The 18,375-nt window shown below is 71.5% G+C and carries 21 protein-coding genes; 6 read left to right on the top strand and 15 right to left on the bottom strand.

Annotation, left to right across the window (positions count from 1 at the left end; translation table 11 throughout):
* Positions 1–5: 5 nt before the first annotated feature.
* A complete protein-coding gene (gene recQ, locus ACS5PV_RS02910; RefSeq protein WP_455393858.1) occupies positions 6–1,853 on the bottom strand; it encodes a DNA helicase RecQ in 1,848 nt (615 codons plus the stop codon).
* A gap of 86 nt (positions 1,854–1,939) precedes the next feature.
* On the opposite strand from recQ, the gene ACS5PV_RS02905 reads away from it, so the two are divergent.
* The gene (locus ACS5PV_RS02905; RefSeq protein ID WP_048465327.1) at positions 1,940–2,179 is read left to right on the top strand and encodes a type II toxin-antitoxin system VapB family antitoxin; all 240 of its coding nucleotides are present in this window, start codon (positions 1,940–1,942) and stop codon (positions 2,177–2,179) included.
* Positions 2,179–2,580, top strand: a complete 402-nt coding sequence (locus ACS5PV_RS02900) for a type II toxin-antitoxin system VapC family toxin (protein ID WP_455393857.1) — start codon at positions 2,179–2,181, stop codon at positions 2,578–2,580. The genes ACS5PV_RS02905 and ACS5PV_RS02900 overlap by 1 nt, the downstream gene beginning before the upstream one ends.
* Positions 2,581–2,586: 6 nt before the next feature.
* On the opposite strand, the gene recF is transcribed toward ACS5PV_RS02900, so the two are convergent.
* From recF to queE, 8 genes are all read right to left on the bottom strand, one after another.
* The gene (gene recF, locus ACS5PV_RS02895) at positions 2,587–3,732 is read right to left on the bottom strand and encodes a DNA replication/repair protein RecF (RefSeq protein WP_455393856.1); all 1,146 of its coding nucleotides are present in this window, start codon (positions 3,730–3,732) and stop codon (positions 2,587–2,589) included.
* Positions 3,733–3,744: 12 nt separating this feature from the next.
* On the bottom strand, positions 3,745–4,041 hold the full coding sequence (locus tag ACS5PV_RS02890) for a type II toxin-antitoxin system RelE/ParE family toxin (protein ID WP_455393855.1): 297 nt from the start codon (positions 4,039–4,041) through the stop codon (positions 3,745–3,747).
* On the bottom strand, positions 4,038–4,286 hold the full coding sequence (locus ACS5PV_RS02885) for a type II toxin-antitoxin system ParD family antitoxin (RefSeq protein ID WP_455393854.1): 249 nt from the start codon (positions 4,284–4,286) through the stop codon (positions 4,038–4,040). Before ACS5PV_RS02885 ends, ACS5PV_RS02890 begins: the two co-directional genes overlap by 4 nt.
* A 43-nt stretch (positions 4,287–4,329) precedes the next feature.
* A complete protein-coding gene (gene dnaN, locus ACS5PV_RS02880; protein ID WP_455393853.1) occupies positions 4,330–5,451 on the bottom strand; it encodes a DNA polymerase III subunit beta in 1,122 nt (373 codons plus the stop codon).
* A 149-nt stretch (positions 5,452–5,600) separates the two neighbouring features.
* The gene (dnaA, locus tag ACS5PV_RS02875; protein ID WP_455393852.1) at positions 5,601–7,094 is read right to left on the bottom strand and encodes a chromosomal replication initiator protein DnaA; all 1,494 of its coding nucleotides are present in this window, start codon (positions 7,092–7,094) and stop codon (positions 5,601–5,603) included.
* Between the two features lie 503 nt (positions 7,095–7,597).
* Complete coding sequence (locus tag ACS5PV_RS02870; RefSeq protein WP_455393851.1) at positions 7,598–8,272, bottom strand: nucleotidyltransferase family protein; 675 nt, start codon at positions 8,270–8,272, stop codon at positions 7,598–7,600.
* Entirely contained in the window at positions 8,269–8,625 is a 357-nt protein-coding gene (gene queD, locus ACS5PV_RS02865) for a 6-carboxytetrahydropterin synthase QueD (RefSeq protein WP_099906393.1), read from the bottom strand. The genes ACS5PV_RS02870 and queD overlap by 4 nt, the downstream gene beginning before the upstream one ends.
* A gap of 96 nt (positions 8,626–8,721) precedes the next feature.
* On the bottom strand, positions 8,722–9,354 hold the full coding sequence (queE, locus tag ACS5PV_RS02860; protein WP_455393850.1) for a 7-carboxy-7-deazaguanine synthase: 633 nt from the start codon (positions 9,352–9,354) through the stop codon (positions 8,722–8,724).
* A 370-nt stretch (positions 9,355–9,724) separates the two neighbouring features.
* On the opposite strand from queE, the gene ACS5PV_RS02855 reads away from it, so the two are divergent.
* The gene (locus ACS5PV_RS02855; protein WP_455393849.1) at positions 9,725–11,215 is read left to right on the top strand and encodes a D-alanyl-D-alanine carboxypeptidase family protein; all 1,491 of its coding nucleotides are present in this window, start codon (positions 9,725–9,727) and stop codon (positions 11,213–11,215) included.
* A 68-nt stretch (positions 11,216–11,283) separates the two neighbouring features.
* Positions 11,284–12,099 (top strand): hypothetical protein, encoded by an 816-nt coding sequence (locus ACS5PV_RS02850; RefSeq protein WP_455393848.1) that lies wholly within the window; start codon positions 11,284–11,286, stop codon positions 12,097–12,099.
* Here the strand turns inward: ACS5PV_RS02850 and ACS5PV_RS02845 are convergent.
* Positions 12,059–12,391, bottom strand: coding sequence for a HigA family addiction module antitoxin (locus ACS5PV_RS02845; protein ID WP_455393847.1), 333 nt, complete (start codon positions 12,389–12,391; stop codon positions 12,059–12,061). The two genes, ACS5PV_RS02850 and ACS5PV_RS02845, sit on opposite strands and share 41 nt — an antisense overlap.
* A gap of 9 nt (positions 12,392–12,400) precedes the next feature.
* A complete protein-coding gene (locus ACS5PV_RS02840) occupies positions 12,401–12,691 on the bottom strand; it encodes a type II toxin-antitoxin system RelE/ParE family toxin (RefSeq protein ID WP_455393846.1) in 291 nt (96 codons plus the stop codon).
* Positions 12,692–12,854: 163 nt separating this feature from the next.
* On the opposite strand from ACS5PV_RS02840, the gene ACS5PV_RS02835 reads away from it, so the two are divergent.
* Both ACS5PV_RS02835 and ACS5PV_RS02830 read left to right on the top strand, forming a co-directional pair.
* Entirely contained in the window at positions 12,855–13,961 is a 1,107-nt protein-coding gene (locus ACS5PV_RS02835) for a CobW family GTP-binding protein (protein ID WP_455393845.1), read from the top strand.
* Between the two features lie 99 nt (positions 13,962–14,060).
* On the top strand, positions 14,061–15,020 hold the full coding sequence (locus ACS5PV_RS02830) for a hypothetical protein (RefSeq protein WP_455393844.1): 960 nt from the start codon (positions 14,061–14,063) through the stop codon (positions 15,018–15,020).
* A gap of 33 nt (positions 15,021–15,053) precedes the next feature.
* Here ACS5PV_RS02830 and ACS5PV_RS02825 read toward each other — a convergent pair whose 3' ends face one another.
* The 4 genes from ACS5PV_RS02825 to ACS5PV_RS02810 all read right to left on the bottom strand — a co-directional run bounded on the left by ACS5PV_RS02825 (position 15,054) and on the right by ACS5PV_RS02810 (position 18,255).
* The gene (locus ACS5PV_RS02825) at positions 15,054–15,383 is read right to left on the bottom strand and encodes an HPr family phosphocarrier protein (RefSeq protein ID WP_099904387.1); all 330 of its coding nucleotides are present in this window, start codon (positions 15,381–15,383) and stop codon (positions 15,054–15,056) included.
* A 183-nt stretch (positions 15,384–15,566) separates the two neighbouring features.
* On the bottom strand, positions 15,567–15,968 hold the full coding sequence (locus ACS5PV_RS02820; RefSeq protein ID WP_455393843.1) for a PTS sugar transporter subunit IIA: 402 nt from the start codon (positions 15,966–15,968) through the stop codon (positions 15,567–15,569).
* Positions 15,969–16,056: 88 nt separating this feature from the next.
* Complete coding sequence (locus ACS5PV_RS02815) at positions 16,057–16,506, bottom strand: HPr kinase/phosphorylase (RefSeq protein WP_455393842.1); 450 nt, start codon at positions 16,504–16,506, stop codon at positions 16,057–16,059.
* Positions 16,507–18,255 (bottom strand): stimulus-sensing domain-containing protein, encoded by a 1,749-nt coding sequence (locus ACS5PV_RS02810; protein WP_455393893.1) that lies wholly within the window; start codon positions 18,253–18,255, stop codon positions 16,507–16,509.
* Between the last annotated feature and the right edge of the window lie 120 nt (positions 18,256–18,375).

The following is an 18,375-nucleotide window of genomic DNA, read 5'->3' as shown; positions in this document are numbered from 1 at the left end:
CCCTCTCACCCTGCTCGCTTCGCCGCATCCGCTAGGAACTCCGCCACCGCCTCCACGAAAGGCTGCCCATAGGCATCCCGCTTCCGCTCGCCCACCCCGTGGATCGAGCGCAGGGCCCACATGTCGACCGGCTTCGCGCGCGCCATCTCGATCAGCGTGCGGTCGGGGAAGATCATGTAGGCGGCCACGCCCTCCTGGCGGGCGAGGGTCGCGCGCAGGCCCCGCAGGTGCTGGAACAGGGCCTCGTCGGCCTCCGACAAGCCGAGCGTGTCGTCGCGGTCCGTCGCCCCGCGGCGGCGCTCCTTCGGGGCCTTCGGCTCGGGGTCGGGGCGCAGTTGCACCGGCTCGCGGCCGAACAGGATCGCCTCGCCCTTGTCGGTGAGCGAGAGGCCGCCGTAGCCGTCGCCGTTCTCCGCCACGGCGCCCGCCGCGAAGAGCTGGCGCAGGATCGCCCGCCAGGCCGCTACCGGCTTGTCGGAGCCGACCCCGAAGGTCTTGAGCTGGGCGTGGCCGTTGCGGCGGATCTGGTCGCTCTCCTTGCCGTGGACGAGATCGCAGATATAGGCCGCGCCGAAGCGCTGGCCGGTGCGCACCACCGCGGACAGAACCTTCTGCGCCGCCACCGTCCCGTCGATGAGCGAGACGCCGCCGCGGCACAGGTCGCAGCGGCCGCAGGGCTGGCTCTGCTCGCCGAAATAGCCGAGCAGCGACTGGCGCCGGCAGGTCGCGCCCTCGCAGAGCGCGATCATCGCCTCGAGCTTGCGGCGCTCGACCCGGCGGCGGTCGTCGGGCACCTCCTTCTCGTCGATCTGGCGCCGGCGGAGCGCCATGTCGTCGAGGCCGTAGAGGGTGAGCGTGTCGGCCGGCAGCCCGTCGCGGCCGGCGCGGCCGATCTCCTGGTAGTAGCTCTCGATGGTGGACGGCATGTCGGCGTGGCAGACGTAGCGCACGTCCGGCTTGTTGATGCCCATGCCGAAGGCGATGGTCGCCACCACCACGACCCCGTCCTCCTGGAGGAAGGTGTCCTGGTTGCGCATCCGCACGGTCTGTTCCAGCCCGGCATGGTAGGCCAGCGCGTTGAAGCCGTCCTGCTGCAGGATCTCGGCGATCTGCTCGGTGCGTTTTCGCGAGGAGCAGTAGATGATGCCGCTCTCGGCCTTGCGCGGGCGCAGGAAGCGCGAGAGCTGGCGCGTCGGGTGCTCCTTCGGCGCGAAGGTCAGGCGGATGTTCGGCCGGTCGAAGGAGTGGACGAACAGCTCGGGCTTGCGCCCGCGGGGAAACAGCCGCTCGGAGATGTCGGCCCGGGTCGCGGCGTCGGCCGTGGCGGTGAGCGCCACGGTCTGCACGTCGCCGAGCGCCTCGCGCGCGCGCGCGAGGTCGCGGTACTCGGGCCGGAAATCGTGGCCCCATTGCGAGACGCAGTGCGCCTCGTCGACGGCGAGCCGCCGCACGCCGGCGCCCTGCAACGCCTCGATCAGGCCCTCCATCAACAGCCGCTCGGGCGAGACGAAGAGCAGGCGCAAGGAGCCCTGCCGGATGCCGCGCCAGGTCTCGCGGGCGCTCGATTCCGACACCGTCGAGTTGAGCGTGCCGGCGGCGACGCCGAAGGCCTCCATCTGCTTGACCTGGTCGTGCATCAAGGCGATCAGCGGCGACACGACGACGGTGAGCGACTGTTCCACCAGGGCGGGGAGCTGGTAGGTCATCGACTTGCCCGAGCCCGTCGGCATCACCGCGAACACGTCGCGCCCGTCGAGCACGGCGCCGATCACCTCGGCCTGGCCGGGACGGAAATCCTCGTAGCCGAAGGTCTTGCGAAGGGCAGCGCGGGCCTCGTCGAGGCGGTCTGTCATGGGATTCGATCGCTCTGCGCGGCCTTGCGACGGAGCGCGAGGCGTGTAGACATATTGGCGACGGTGTCTACACAGGATCGCGTCCCATGTCGCTCAACATCCGCAGCCAGGAGGTGAATCAGCTCGCTGACAAATTGGCGACGATGGCCGGCGTGAGCAAGACGGAAGCGGTCCGCATGGCGCTGGCCGCCGAGATCGCCCGCCGCGAGGAATCCGTCCCGCTCGTCGAGCGCATCAAGCCGATCCAGGACTATATCGCGTCGTTCCCCCGCACCGGGTTGAAGGCGGACAAGGCTTTCTTCGACGATCTGAACGGCGAACCCTGATGTTCGTCGATGCCTCGGCGATCGTCGCGATCCTGCTCAAGGAAGCCGGGGCGATCGATCTGACCAACCAGATCGACGCGGCGTCGGATCCGGTCACCTCCACCCTCGCGGTCTTCGAGGCCGTGACGGCGATCAGCCGCGAGACCGGCCTGTCCGTCGAGGATGCCGAGCGGCAGGTGAGGGGATTCATGGCGATCAGCCGCATCGGGCTCGTGCCCGTGGCGGAGGCCGAGGTTAACGGCGCTCTGGTGGCTTACGCCCGCTACGGGAAGGGGCGTGGACATCCCGCGCGGCTCAATCTCGGCGACTGCTTCTCCTATGCATGCGCGGCCGTCCGCGGCCTGCCGATCCTCTTCGTCGGCAATGATTTCAGCCGCACGGCGCTGCCGCCGACCCTCTGAGGCCGTTCAAGCCCGCACGCTCCCCTCCGCCACCTGCACCACGTCCGCCCGCCCGCCCAGCTCCCCGAACATCGCCGGGTCGGCCCCGGTCATCCAGACCTGCCCTGGGAGCGCTTCGAGCGCATCGAACAGCCCGGCGCGGCGGCGGGGATCGAGATGGGCCGCGACCTCGTCGAGGAGGACGAGGGGAGCAAGGCCGCTCATCCCGGTGACGAGGCGGGCATGGGCCAGCACCAGGCCGATCAGCAGCGCCTTCTGCTCGCCGGTCGAGGCGGTGGCGGCGGGCACGTCCTTGGGGCCGTGGCGGACCACGAGGTCGGAGGCCTGCGGCCCGGCGAGCGTCCGGCCGGCGGCGCGATCGCGAAAGCGGTTCTGGCGCAGGGTCGCGCGGTAGCGGTCCTCGGCATCGACCGCCGGCCACACCGCCACGAGGTCGTCGATGTCGCCCTCCAACCGCACCCCGGCCCAGGGGAAGGGCGAGGCTTCGTCGCGGGTCGACAGGATCAGGCTGTCGAGCCGTTCCACGGTCTCGCGCCGGGCGAGCGCTACCGCGACCGCGAGCTCGGCCACCTCGCGCTCGACGGCGTCGAGCCACGGCCCATCGTCGGGCCGCTCCTCCAGGAGGCGGTTGCGCGAGCGGAGCGCCCGCTCCATCGCGCTCACCCGGGCGCCGTGGCCGGCATCGACGGCGAGCACCAGGCGATCGAGGAAGCGGCGCCGGTCGCCGGCGGGGCCGCGAAACAGGGCATCGAGGTCGGGGGTGAGCCAGACCACCCGCACCTGCTCGGCGAACGCCGTGGGCGAGGGGGCGGTAGCCCCGTCGACGCGGCAGAGCCGGCCGCCGCGCTCCTCGCGCCCCCGCGGCGGCTCCCAGGCGGTGCCGATGCGGTGGTCGCCGCTCGGGCCCTCTAGCGTCAGCGAGACCGCGAAGCCGCCGGTTCCGCCCTCGCGCGCCATCACGGAAAAGTCCGCCCGGCGCAGGCCCCGACCGGGGGCGAACAGCGACAGGGCCTCCAGGATGTTGGTCTTGCCGGCCCCGTTCTCCCCCACCAGCGCGACGAAGCGGCGAGCGACCGCGAGGTCGAGATCGGCGTGGTTGCGGAAGTCGCGGGCGATGAGGCGGGTGACGCGCAGGGCGGTGGGCTCGGTCATGCCTGCGCCATATCACAGGTCGTCGTCGAGACCCGCGATATCGCGTGCGCCGTGGATGATCCGATCGATCATCACGATTTCGGTCTGGACGCGGTACAGGATCAGGTAGTTGCCCGCGACCAGCATACGTACGTCAAGGCCGATCTCGGGAGCAGGTTTGCCGCGGAACGGATGGAACGCGAGGCTGAGGCAGCGCTCCTTGAGCGCGGCGACGAATCGTCGAGCCCGAACAGGGCTATCGGTCGCAATATAGTCGCCGACATCCCTGAGATCCCTGGCTGCGGGCGCGGAGATGACGACGCGCCTCACGCCTCACTATCCGGTATCCTGTAGCGTTCTTCCAACTCGGCGAACACGACCTCGGCCGGCTGATAGTTGCCGCCCTCCACACCTTCGCTCCACGCCTGCCGGAGGCGCGCGATCCGGGCCTCCCGGCTGCTCAAGAGACGCAGGGCCTCTTCCACGACCTCGCTCTCCGAACCGTACCGGCCGGTTCCGACGAGAGCATCGAGAAGGGATGCGGAAGGGGAATCGAGGGAGACGGATTTCGACATGTCACGAATGTGCGCGCGGCGGTCGCCGCGCGCAATCCCGCCCTCACACCCGCATCGGCATCAGCACGTAGAGCGCCGGCGCGCCCTCGCGGTCCTGGATCACCGTCGGCGAGCCCGGATCGGCGAGGCGGAAGAGCGCGGTGTCGCCGTCGAGCTGGGCCGTGATGTCGAGGAGATAGCGGGCGTTGAAGCCGATATCGAGGGGACCGGATTCGTAGTCGACGTCGAGCTCCTCCGTCGCCGAGCCCGAATCCGGGTTGTTGACCGAGAGCGACAGGCGCCCGTCGGTCATCGCGAGCTTCACCGCGCGGCCGCGCTCCGAGGAGATGGTCGAGACGCGGTCGACCGCCTTGGCGAACTGGTCGCGCTCGACCGTCAGGCGCTTGTCGTTGCCGGTCGGGATGACGCGGGCGTAGTCCGGAAAGGTGCCGTCGATGAGCTTCGAGATCAGGGTGACGCCCGACGAGAAGCTGAATCGCACCTTGGCCGACGAGATCTCGACGCCGACGGTCTCGCCGCCATCCTCGACGAGCTTCTGGATCTCGGCCACGGCCTTGCGCGGCACGATGATGCCCGGCATGCCGCCGCTGCCGTCGGGCGCCTCCATCTGGACGCGGGCGAGGCGGTGGCCGTCGGTGGCGACCGCCCGCAGCTTGAGCGAGCCCTCCGCCTCGATGGTGTGGAAGAAGATGCCGTTGAGGTAGTAGCGCGTCTCCTCGGTGGAGATCGCGAACTGGGTCTTGTCGATCAGGCGCTTGAGATCGGCGGCCGGCAGCTCGAAGCGGTGCGGCAGCTCGCCGGCGGCGAGATCGGGGAAATCGGCCTCCGGCAGGGCGCCGAGTGTGAAGCGCGAGCGGCCCGACCGGATCAGCATCTGGCCGGTCTCGCCGCTCGTTTCGAGCGAGACCTGGGCGCCGTCGGGCAATTTCCGCACGATGTCGTAGATGACGTGGGCCGGCACCGTGATGGCGCCGCCATCGACCACGTCGGCGGGAATCGTCTCGGTCACCTCGATGTCGAGGTCGGTGGCCTTGAGCTGGAGGCCGTCCGGCCCGGAGCGCAGCAGCACGTTCGACAGGATCGGGATCGTGTTGCGCCGCTCCACGACGCGGTGCACGTGGCCGAGCGACCGAAGGAGGGCCGCGCGCTCGACGGTGACTTTCATCAGGGTGATCCGTGTCTCGTACGACCGGCCTCAGCGAAGGCCGGCAAAGGCAAAAGTTGCCCCGTGCACGCACGGGAGCGGAACTTTGGCGAAGGCGCATCCCGAAGGCAAGCCGGGGCCCCGCGCGGGCCCCGGCTCGTCCTCTGGTCTCAATCCTGGAGCATGCGCTTCAGGAGCTCGACCTCGTCGCAGAGCGCCGTGTCCTCGCCGATCGCCTTCTCGATCTTGCGCACCGCGTGGAGCACCGTGGTGTGGTCGCGCCCGCCGAAGCGCCGGCCGATCTCCGGCAGGGAGCGCAAGGTCAGCACCTTCGAGAGGTACATCGCGATCTGGCGCGGCTTGACCACCGCGGCGGTGCGGCGCTCGGAGAGGATGTCAGAGCGCGAGACGTTGTAGCGGCTCGCCACCAGCTTCTGGATGTCCTCGATCTTGACCCGCTTCGGCTCGCGGTTCTTCACGAGGTCGCGGATCGCCGTCTCGGCGGTGTCGAGGGTGACGGGGGCGCCGGTCAGCGTGGCGTGGGCCAAGAGCCGGTTGACCGCGCCTTCGAGGTCGCGGCCGTTGGCGGTGATCGCCTTCGCCACGTACTCGGCGACCGCAGGACCGACCTCGAAGGCCGGGTGCGAGGCCCGCACCGCCTCGAGGCGCGATTGCAGGATCGAGGCGCGCAGGGCCTCGTCGAGGGTGCCGATCTCGACCACCAGGCCGCCGGCGAGCCGCGAGCGCACCCGCTCGTCGAGGGCCTCGAGCTCCGTCGGCGGCCGGTCGGCGGCGACCACCACCTGGCGCCCGGCATCGATGAGGGCGTTGAGGGTGTGGCCGAACTCGGCCTGGATCGAGCGGCCCTGGATGAACTGCACGTCGTCGAGGATCAGGACGTCGATCGCCCGCAGCTTCTCCTTGAAGGCCAGCGCGCTCTGCGTCTTCAGCGCGTTGACGAAGCCGTACATGAAGCGGTCGGCGGTGAGGTAGATCACCCGCCGGCCGGCATTCTTCACCGCGTGGCCGATGCCGTGGAGAAGGTGCGTCTTGCCGAGGCCCACGCCGGCATGGAAGTAGAGCGGGTTGTAGAGCGCGGGGCCCCCGTCGTGCCGGGCGACCCGCTCGGCGGCGGCGTGGGCGAGCGCGTTCGAGCGGCCGACGACGAAGCTCTCGAAGGTCAGGCGCGCGTCCAGCGGCGCGCCGCCGAGATCGCCCTCGGGCGCGGGACCGCGGGCGGCGCGCTCGGGCTCGGGCAACTCGGCGGCCGGGCCCGCGGGGCTAGCGGCGGGCCGCGGGCTCGGGGCGGGCTTCGTCAGCGCCGCGGCGCCGGGACGGGCCGGCGCCATCGCGCCGCGCACCCCGACCTCCAGGCTCTCGATGCCGTCGGCCTCGCTGCGGAAGGTGGCGAGCACCCGGTCGAGGTAGTGCGACTCGATCCAGCTCTTCAGGAAGCGCGTCGGCACCGTCAGGCGGGCGACGCCGCCGGAGACCTCCTGCAATTCGAGCCGGGCGAACCAGCTCGCGAACACGTCCTCGCCGAGTTCCGCCCGCAGGCGGCGCTTCACCCGTTGCCAGGCCCCCGTGATCTCGCCGCGGCCGTCGTCGCCGTTGCCGCCACGGCCGGAGCCGACCCCTTCCGCCAAGCTGCCGTCCACACGCATGACTGGTCCCTTCTCGGCCCGGTGGCGGCTGCCCGCTCCCGGCCCGTACGCAGATACGCTTGCCGCCATGGCCCCGGACGAGGGGTTGTGAGCGGCCGGGTCGATGGCTCGGGAAGTCAACTCCGTCCCGGCCGTTTTCCCCGTGGTTCATCCCGGTCTATCAACAACTGGTCTCGTTTCTCTTAAAGACCCCGGCGCCTTGAATCCGCGAGGCGCCGCCGCGGGTTGGCGGCACGACTGGGACATCCCGCGGAAAAGGCGTGCCGCGGTCGGGGCCGGTTCGTCGATCGAGAGCGGGACGAGACCCGCGCGAGCGGCGGGCATGGGGAAAATTATGGCTCGCGGGGGACGCTTCGCAACAGGAACGATCGGCGGCAGGGTGAACCGATCGTTATCCCGCTCCCCCGCCCACGCACCGTCCACAGCCTGTCCGGCGGCAAGGGCCTGGAATCGTGACCGTTTCGTTGAAGTGTGCGTGCGGCTCCTGAAAGATCCCTGCGGGTTCAGGAGCTTGTCGAGAGCGGGGAGGGCGCCGGGGACAGGCCGGTGGAAACCGCCGCCGTGTCCTTCCCGCACTTGACAGGGGCGTGCTCCGCCCCAGGCCAGGGCAGCACCGTCAGCTCGGGCCAGAGCGCGCGCATCCGCTCCGCCTTGGCGGTGTAGGCCGGCGCGTTGGCGAGCACCGGGTTGGGGCGCAGCACCAGATCGAACAGGTCGGCGAGGCCGAACGGCGCGGCGATCGAGAGGCGGCCGTCGGCCTCCAGCCGCACCCCGACCGCGTGGACGACCGCCGCGTAGCGGGAGAGCGCCGCGTCGGCCGACGGAAGGGGAGGGTAGGGCGAGCCGAAGCGGCCCTCGAACCAGAGATGGACCCGGGCCTGGTTGCGGATCTCGACCGGGCCGACGCAAGCGCCGAGGACGGGGGCGGCACGGCGCAGGACCGCGTCCTCGGCCTCCCAGGACAGGTCGGTGTCGAAGTAGATCAGGTCGTAGTCGCGGATGCCGTGGCCGCGCGGCCGGCCGGTCAGGACGTTCCAGACCGTCTGGTAGAGGCAGCCGGCGACGAGGCGCCATTGCGGCAGGGCGAGGCTACGGGCGGCGGCGAGCAGCCGCATCAGGTCCGGATCGGCCCGGACGATCGCCGCGAGCCGCCGATGCTCCGCGTCCTCGTCGTTCACGCGCCGGTATACTCCGCCCACGACATCGGCGTCTCGAACACCTTGACCGAGGACAGGAGCGGCAGGGCCGGGCGGGTCTTCTCCCAGATCCAGACCGCGATGTGCTCGGCGGTCGGGTTCTCGAGGCCCGGCACCTCGTTGAGGCAGTAATGGTCGAGGCGCTCCAACACCGGCCCGAAGGCGGCCTCGACGTCGAAGAAGTCGACGACCCAGCCGGTCTCCGGGTCGACCGGCCCGTCGAGGGTCAGCTCCACCCGGTAGGAATGGCCGTGCATGCGGTGGCAGCGATGGGTCGGGGGCACGTTCGGCAGCCGGTGCGCCGCCTCGAACGTGAAGGCCTGGGTGATCTTCATCTGTGCATGGTTCTGGGGATCGGGTTGTCGGGCAGCCCCTTAGCACCGTTGGCCCGGCGGGCGAACCATCATGCGAGGCTCACGGCCTTCGAGGCCTCACGGGATCCCGATCAGCTTGTGGGTCTGCAGGCTCAGGCGCCAGCGCGCGTCGCGCAGGCAGTGGGCGACGGCGGCCTCGGTGTTGGCGACCCGGTCCGGCCCGTCCATCGGCTGGAGCCAGAGGTGGCGGAAGTCGAGGTCGGCGAGGCGGTCCGGGTCGAGGCCGGGCTGGGGGAAGACGAGCTTCAGCTCGTCGCCGCGGGTGAGGTGCAGCGGCGCACCGGCCTTGGGGCTGACGCAGACCCAGTCGATCCCCGCCGGCGGGGCTTGCGTGCCGTTGGTCTCCACCGCCGCCTCGAAGCCCCTGGCATGGACCGCGGCGAGGAGCGCCTCGTCGAGCTGCAGCAGCGGCTCGCCGCCGGTGAAGACCACGTAGCGCCGCCCGCGCGCGCCGTTCCAGGTCCGCTCGATCGCCGCGGCCAGCGCCTCCGCGTCGGAGAAGCGGCCGCCGCCGGTACCGTCGGTGCCGACGAAATCGGTGTCGCAGAAGCGGCAGACGGCCCCCGGGCGGTCGGCCTCGCGCCCGCTCCACAGGTTGCAGCCGGCGAAGCGGCAGAACACCGAGGCGCGCCCGGCCTGGGCGCCCTCGCCCTGGAGGGTGTGGAAGATCTCCTTGACGGCGTAGCTCATGATGTCGTGGCGGCGCCGGTCGGCGGCGCGCGTTGCTCCATGTCGTTTCGAACGGTCGTCCTGCCGTGTCAGATGGGGATCGCGCCGGCAAGGGCACCGGGCGCAAGCCTCCTGCGCACGTCGCAAGCCTCATCCGTCGCTGTGGACGGGCCTGTGGGCGGGCGGAGGATGGCAGCGCCGCCATGCTCCCGCCACGGATGATGCGTTCATGGGGGCGTCGCGCGGCGCTGTCAAAAGCTGTGCCGTTGCCCTACAATCACGGTCGGTCCGCCGTGCGGTGCCCGGGGCGGCGTGACCGGACGGCCTTCGAGGGCCGGACGGTCGCGGGAGGCGCCGCGGGGCGGCACCGGCACGACGGGAACCCATCGGAATGTTCACAGCTGCGCTGCTGCCGCGCCTCGCCGGACGCCTCCTCGGCCTCGGCGCCCTTGTGGTGGCCGGATCCCTCGCCGCCGGAACGGCGGGGGCGGTCACCGCGCCGATGCTGGTCGTCGACGTCGATTCCGGCAAGGTGCTCTACAGCCAGGGCGCCACCGATCCGTGGTACCCGGCCTCGATCACCAAGTTGATGACGACCTACGTCGCCCTCGACATGGTGCGCCAGGGCCGCGCCTCGATGGACCAGCTGCTGACCATCTCGGAGGCCGCCGCGGCCGAGCCGCCCTCCAAGATGGGCTTTCGGCCCGGCACCCAGCTCACCCTCGACAACGCCCTCAAGATCATCATGGTGAAGTCGGCCAACGACGTCGCCTGGGCGATCGGCGAGAATCTTGGTGGCTCGATCGAGGGCTTCGCCGACCGGATGAACGAGACCGCGCAGCGCCTCGGCATGCGCGACAGCCACTGGTACAACCCCAACGGCCTGCCCGACCCGCGGCAATGGACCTCGGCCCGGGATATGGCGGTCCTCGGCCGCGCCCTCCTGCGCGACTTCCCCGAGAACCGCGACCTCTTTTCGATCTCGGCGATCCAGTTCGGCCGCGCGGTGATGCCGAACCACAACGGCCTGCTCGGCCGCTACGCCGGCGTCGACGGGATGAAGACCGGCTTCATCTGCTCGGGCGGCTTCAACGTGGTGGCGAGCGCCAACCGCAACGGCCGGCGCATCCTCACGGTGGTGATGGGCCAGGCGAGCGCCCGCGAGCGCGACCTGAAGGCCGCCGACCTGTTCGATTACGGCTTCGGCCAGTCGACCTTCGGCTGGGGCGGCCAGACGCTCAACGAGTTGCCGACCTCGAGCATCGCCAGCCCGCCGGACATGCGGCCCTACATCTGCGACAAGCGCCGGCCGATGCCGACCGATTCGGATTCCTCCGCCGTGACCGCCGGCGCCGGCGCCGGGGGCAACGCCGACAACGCCAACGCCCAGCTGATGGCCGTGGGCGCGCAGCCCTCCTCGGCGCTCGCCTTCGCCACCATGAACAGCGCGGCCCTGCGCAACCGCGCCCTGCCGCCCCGGGCGCCGTTGCAGCCGGTGCTGGTCTGGACCGGCCGCGACCCGGCCGAGAGCACCATCGCGGCGACCGACGAGGCGGCGCCGGCCAAGCCTGTCACCCCGCGGGTGAAGGTGGCGAAGCCCGCCCCCCACAAGCCCGCCCCGAGCCGCAGCATCGCGGCGACCGGCGCCACGGTGCCGCAGCCCAAGCTCCTCGCCCGGAAGAAGGGCGCGGCGCCGGCCTCGGCTTCTGCCTTCGCATCCACCGGCCCGGCCACCTCGGTGATCGCCGAGCCGAAGGCGGCCCACAAGGCCGCCGTGAAGCCCGCGGCGAAGCCCGCCGCCAAGGACGCGAAGCCGGTAAAGCCCGAGGCCAAGGCGGCGGCTAAGCCGACCGTGAAGTCGGCCCGCAAGAAAGACGACTGAGTGCATCTCACGACACTCCCGCCGCAGCGACGTCGCCGGAGCGGGCGACGTCCGTGACCGGGAGTGTCGTGAGAGACACTGAGCCGGTGGCCGCACCCGCGGCGCCGGTCTTCTGCCCCGACGAGGCCCTGGCCTATCGCCGCAGCCGGACCCCGTTCGTGCCGGGCCAGGGCCTTGCCCTCGACGAGGCCTACCGCCTCGCGCACCTGCCCCTGGTCGCGCCCGATCATCCGGGCGTGATCCCGGAAAGAGAGGGCCGGTACTACATCCGCGGGCGCCATCCCCGGGTCGTGTCGCTGGTGCTGCCGGTCCCGTGGGCCGCCCTCGCCGCCGCTCCGGCCCATGCCGAGCTGGAGCGGGAGCTGCGCGCCGCGCCCTTCGCCCACAAGATCGCCTGGGACATCGCCGCGCGCCGCACGGAGCGCCTGCACGCCACCCTGTGCGGCTCGCTCGCGATCGGGCCGGAGGCGGGGCCGGTACTCACGGCGGAGCAGCGGGCGGCCCTGGCGGCGTTCGGTCCGCTCACGGTCGAGCTGCGCGGGCTGTTCTCGGGCATCATCAATGTCGGCCGGCTCTACCTGCGGGTCTATCCCGAGTGCCGCGACGGAGTCGACCGGCTGGCGGAGATCCAGCGGATCATGGGCCGCCCGCCGAGCGGCCTCACCGTCGTCGGCCTGCACGCGCTCACCGACGACCTCGATCCCCCGGAGGCCGCGAGCCTCGCCGCGCTCATCGAGCGCTGGTGGGACCGGCCGATCCTGCGCCTCACCCTCGACGCGCTGTGGCTGCTCTGGGCCACCGACGACCAGGTGCTCGACGGCGGGGTGCTGGAGCGGGTGCCGCTCACTCCACCGCAGCTTGCGGATCGACCGGCGGTCCGGTGAACCGCTCGACCCGGATCTCGCCATCGCGCAGGCGCGTCTGCGCGATGTCGAAGCTGGTCTGCATCCGCATCAGGGTGTCCATGGAGACGCCGAACGCCTTCTCGATGCGGAGCGCCATCTCGGGCGATAGGGACGACCGCTCGTTGAGCAGCGCCGACAGGGCAGGGCGGGTCACGCCGAGCACCTGCGCGGCGTCGGTCACGGAGAGCCCGTAGGCCTCGACGATCTCGGCCCGCACGAACCCGCCGGGATGAGCGGGGCTCCTCATCCGCAATCCTTGCTCTGGGCTCATGATCGTCTCCTAATGATAATCCTCGTAGTTCAAGTCCAGGATTTCGACGCCGTCCTCGTCGATGCGGAACGTCAGACGCCAATTCCTGGTAACCGATAGACTCCAGACGCCGCGGCGATGTCCCGATAGCTGATGCGGCTTCCAGCTCGGTACGGCCCGCAACTCATCCTCGTTCTTCATGTCTTGGATGAAAGAGAGCATGCGCCGCAGCTTCGGCACGATCGTGGACGGCATTCCGGAGGCGTCATCGTCCTCGATGAAGCGGCGTAGGCCACGATGGAGAACGTTCCGAATGCGCATGGATTCGGATAAGCGAACAGCTGTTGCCTGTCAAGTTACGCTTTACGGTCGGCAGGTGGTTCGACTTGCCGCAAATCCGTCAAGCCCTCGACATCCGCCCCACCCATCCCGCATGTCCGCCCGGCTCCCCATCTGCGGGTTCCTGACGACCGAGACCGCCCTCATGACCGACACCCCCGGCCCCCCGGCCCCGATCCCGCTCACGATCCTCACCGGCTTCCTCGGCGCCGGAAAGACCACCCTGCTCAACCGGCTGCTCCAGTCGCCGGAGCTCGCCGACACGGTGGTGATCGTCAACGAGTTCGGCGAGGTCGGGCTCGATCACCTGCTGATCGAGACGGTGGATGAGGGGATGATCCTGCTCGGGGCCGGCTGCCTGTGCTGCACCGTGCGGGGCGACCTGATCGCGACGCTGGAGGACCTGCTGCGCAAGCGCGACAACGGGCGCATCCAGCCGTTCCGCCGGGTGGTGATCGAGACCACCGGCCTCGCCGATCCGGCGCCGATCCTGCACGCGCTGCTCTACCATCCCTACGTGGCGATGCGGTACGCGCTCCAGGGGGTGGTCACAGTGGTCGACGCGGTCAACGGCGAGGGCACCCTCGACGCGCATCCCGAGGCCCTGCGCCAGGTTGCGGTGGCGGACCGGCTGGTCGTGGCCAAGGCGGATCTCGCGGGCGACAAGGCGGATGCCTTGCGCGCGCGCCTCGCCCGGATCAACCCCGGCGCCGCGATCCTGGCGCCGGACGCCCCGGCCGACCGGATGCTCGGCGGCCTGTTCGACCTCGACGGCAAGGTCGCCGACGTGCGGGCCTGGCTCGGGGCGGAGGACCGGCACCACGACCACCAGCACGGTCACGACCATCACCACGGTCACCACCACCACGACGTCAACAGGCACGACGCGGCGATCCGGGCCTTCCACCTGGTGAGCGACGAGCCGGTGCCCCGCGCCGCCTTCGAGATGTTCCTCGACCTGCTGCGCTCGGCCCACGGCCCCAAGCTCCTGCGCCTGAAGGGGCTGGTGGCGCTCGCCGACGATCCCGGCCGCCCGGTGGTGGTGCACGGGGTGCAGCACGTCGTCCACACGCCCGCCACCCTGCCAGCCTGGCCCGACGGCGACACCCGCTCGCGGCTGGTCCTGATCGTGCGCGACCTCGACCCCGCCTTCGTGCGCCGGCTGTGGGACGCCTTCCTCGGCCGCCCGGGCATCGACGCGCCGGACGCCGCGGCGCTGACCGGCAATCCCCTGGCGATCCCGGGCGGCTGATGTCACGCCGGCACGGCGCTTGAACCGTCTTGCCCGGCGCGGCCGCTGGGGCCGCGCAGCTGTCCCGTTCCGGGACGGTTGACCCGGAACGAGGCTGCGATGGGCACGTCCTTCACGCTGATCGAGGGTGGTCTCGCCGATGCGGCGAGTCTGCGGGCGGAGCTGCGCCACCCCGCCTCGCTGCGCGAGCCCGAGGTCGAGGCGTGGCGCAGCCTGATGCCGCGTGCCCTCGATCCGAGCGTCTACGCCGATCCCGACTTCACCCTGACGATGGCGCAGCACCTCGCCGACGGGCAGACCCTGGCCCTGCTGATGGTGTGGCAGGACGGCCTGCGCGCGCCGACGCTGCGCGGCGTGCTCCCTTTACGCCTGCCGGCGCGCCAGGGCCTCGCCGGCCGGGCCCGGCTCTGGCGCCTGCCGCTCGCCGGCACCGCCGAGGCGGCGGTCGATGCCGGCCACGCCGCCGCGGTGCTGCGCGTCGCCCTCGACCACCTGCGCGGGTCCCGCTTGCGCCTCGTCGACCTGCACTGGCCGGACCTGCGGCCGGATTCGGGGCTGGCGGTCGCCCTCGGCGAGGCTGCCGGCGGCACCGGGCGGCGGCTCGCGATCGCCGACCAGGCCGACGCGCCGACGCCCGAGCCGGCCCCGCTGACCCTGCCCGCCGGCCGGACCTCGCTGGAGCGGGTGCGCGATCCGGGCCGCCTGCGCGACGCGGTCGAGCATTTCCTGGTGCTGGATGCGCGGCGCGGCCCCGGGAGCCTGCTCGCCGATCCGGCGGCCGCGACGGCGTTCCGGGTGGTGACCCGGCGCTTCGCCCATCGGCGGCAGGCCTGCGTCGACCTCGTGCGGCGGGACGGGGAGGTGGTGGCGGCGGCCGTGCACCTCGCGACCGGGCAGCACGACACGATCTGGCGCCAGGCCGGCCTGTGCCTGGCGCAAGGGCCGGCGCCGGCGGCGCCCGCCCGCGTCGAGGCCGTGGTGACGGTGGTGGCCGCGGGCGCCGCTCGGCCGAAGCCGGAGCGGACGGGCCTGCGCCGCCTGATGCGCCTGCGGGCCTGATCCCGTCCGGCCCCTCGAGGGGCGTGGCGGCGCCTACTCGTCCTCGCCGAAGCGGTTGGCGAGGAGGGCGGTGATCGCCTCCATGCAGGAATCCTGGTCCGGCCCCAGCGCCGTGACCCGGATGCTGGTGCCCTGCGCCGCCCCGAGGGTGAGCAGGCCCATGATCGAGCGCCCGCCGACCGTCTCGCCGCCCCGGCTCACCGTGACCTCCGAGCCGAACTTCTCCACCGTCTGGACGAACTTGGCGGAGGCCCGGGCGTGCAGGCCGCGGCGGTTGATGATCGGCAGGTCGCGGGCGCTCGCGCCCTCGGGAACCGGCGGCAGCTCGCCGTCCTCGTCGTCTGTGTCGGCAAAGGGCGTCATCGTCGGGGGCACCTGCTCGGAACCGGTTCGGACCGGCCTCTCGGTCGTCCGGCTCTCGCGCGCATCATCGGGAAACGGCCGGTTACGGTAACCGGGCGCCCGCGGAAAGCTAGGGCGATGATCGCGGGAATCGAGCGCCCGCGAGCCCGGTCCGGCCTGCTTGCCGGTCCTACTTGCCTTACCCTACTTGCCGGCGAGCACCCGCGAGGCGACGTTGATGTACTTGCGCCCCGCCTCCTGGGCGTGGAGCACCGCCTCGCCCAGGGATTCCTCGTCGCGCACGCTGGCGAGCTTGATCAGCATCGGCAGGTTGATGCCGGCGACGACCTCGACCGAGCCGCCGTTCATGCAGGAGAGCGCGAGGTTCGAGGGCGTGCCGCCGAACATGTCGGTCAGCACGACGACGCCGTCCCCGGTATTCACCCGGCACACCGCCGACATGATGTCCTTGCGCCGGACCTCCATGTCGTCCTCGGGGCCGATGGTGATCGTCTCGATCTGCTCCTGCGGCCCGACGACGTGCTCCAGCGCGGCTTTGAATTCCGTCGCGAGCAGGCCGTGGGTGACGAGCACCATTCCAATCATCGACACGAGTTCCGACGCCCCGTTGGAGCCGAGCCGCCATTTTGTGCAGCGCAAAGGCGAGCGCAAGAGCAATGCGGCGAAATCCGCATCAATCGGTCATCATCATGACACGGAGGCGGCGCCAACGCCACATCACCGTTGCGGCCCGGCCGGGGTCCGGCGACAGGACCATCCTCGGCAGTGCCACGTCCCGGAGACGGATCGTCTCCGCCCCCTCCTCGGGCATCCTCGGAGAGGATTCCGCGAGGTCGACGACGAGGCGCAGGACCGCGGAAGGCACCGTCGCGTCAACGGGTTGCAGGCCGAGGCCGCGGATCTCCAGGAGCCCGGCGAGCACCGGGTGCGGTGCGGCGACGAGGCGGCCATGCCGCTGCGTCAGGGTCACGCGGTCGTCGCCGACGAGGGCCGCGAAGACGCCGGAGATAGCGCCGAGGCCAAGCAGGTCACGCACCAGGGTCGATTTGCCGCTCCCCGCCGGTCCTCGGATGAGAATGCCGTCCTCGCCCAGCACCACGCAGCTGGCGTGGACGGCGCCCACTCAGCGGCTCTGGGCCGGAATGCGGACGATGAAGCGGGCGCCGAGCAGGGCCGGCTCGCCGTCCTCGCCCAGCGGCCCGAGGCGGTTCTCGGCCCGGATCGTGCCGCGGTGGGCCTGGACGATCTGGCGCGAGATCGACAGGCCGAGCCCCGAATTCTGCCCGAAGCCCTGCTCGGGCCGGTCGGTGTAGAAGCGCTCGAAGATCCGCTCCAGGGCGTGGGGCGGGATGCCCGGGCCGTCATCCTCGACGGTCAGCTCGACGGCGTTTCGCCGGCGTCGCAGGTTCACCCGCACGCTCGCGCCCTTCGGCGAGAACGAGCGCGCGTTGTCGAGGAGGTTGTTGACCACCTGGCCGAGCCGGCTGTCGTGGCCGAGGATCGCGAACGGGTCGTCGATCCCGGCGGGGGCCGGCTCGACCGTGAGGTCGATCGCCGCGTCGCCCCGGCGCCGGCGTTCGTTGGCCACCGACACCACCGTGGTGATGAGTTTCTTCAGATCGACCCGGCCGGCCTCGGCCCGGGCCAGTTCGGCATCGAGGCGCGAGGCGTCGGCGATGTCGCTGATCAGCCGGTCGAGGCGCTTTACGTCGTGCTGGATCACCTGCATCAGCCGGCCGCGCGATTCGTCGGTCTTGGCGAGCGGCAGGGTCTCGACGGCGCTGCGCAGCGAGGTGAGCGGGTTCTTCAACTCGTGCGAGACGTCCGCGGCGAAATTCTCGATCGCGTCGAGGCGGCGGTAGAGCGCCTGGGTCATGTCGCGCAAGGCGCCCGAGAGGTGGCCGATCTCGTCGGTGCGCCGGGTGAAGTCGGGGATCTCCTGGCGCGACTTGATGCCGGTGCGCACGCGTTCGGCGGCCTCGGCCAGGCGCCCGACCGGGCCGACGATCTGGCCGGCGACCAGCATCGACAGCACCACCATCACCAGCGCCGCGATGATGAAGACCTGGAGCAGCGAGAAGCGCTCGGCGGCGATGATCTTGTCGATGTCGCCTTCCTGGGTCGAGAGCAGCAGGGCGCCGCGCACCGTGCGGCCGCGCTGGATCGGCACCGCCACCGACACGATGGTCTCGCCCGGGCCGTTGCGCCGCACCAGCGTGCCGCGGGCGCCGGCGAGCGCGCGCTGCACCTCCGGCAGGGTGCGCCCGTCGGCGGGGCCCGGCTCGTCGGCGGAAGAGGGGCGCCCGAGGCCCGGCACGTGGGTGCGCACGGCGTTCCAGGCCTGCTCGACCAGGCTCGGGCTGTCCTTGCGGCTCGGCGGGGGATCGCGGCTGAGGTCGCCGCGGATGTAGAGGCCGCGCGAATCGATCAGCATCGTGCCGTCGCGGTCGTAGACCCGGGCGCGGGTGCCGGTCGGGGTGATGAGGCGGCGCAGGAGCGGGGCGACCCGCTCCGGGTTGAGGGAGAATTCGAGGCCCGAGGGCGTCTCGTCGCCGAAATTGCCGCCCTCGCCGGCCTGGAGCTGGAGCAGGCGGTCGGGATCGATGGTGATCGCGTCGGTGTCGACGGTGGCCGAGGCCGCGATGGCGCCGGCGATGATGTCGCCTTGCGTCAGCAGGCTCTGCACCCGGGCCTCGATCAGGCCCTGGCGGAACTGGTTGAGGTAGAGGAAGCCGATCAGGAGCGCGATCAGCCCGGCGAGGTTCAGGACCACGATGCGCCGGGTCAGGCTCGAGGCGAAGCGCTGCGCGATCCAGCGCCGGACCGTCCGCGGGCCGAACGGCTCGCGCGCGGCCTCGGCGTCGGGGTCGATCTCGCTCGACGGCTTCGGGCCGGGGCCGCCGGGCACGCGGCCGGCGACGAAACCCCTGTTGGCGAGCAGGCGGCGCACGGCGCCGAGAGCCGATCCGTCGCTCACGCGGTCAAATCTCTG

Source organism: Methylobacterium sp. Gmos1 (assembly GCF_053764715.1).
The sequence above is the reverse complement of the archived record's forward strand: the minus strand, read 5'-3'. Positions and strand labels throughout refer to the sequence as shown.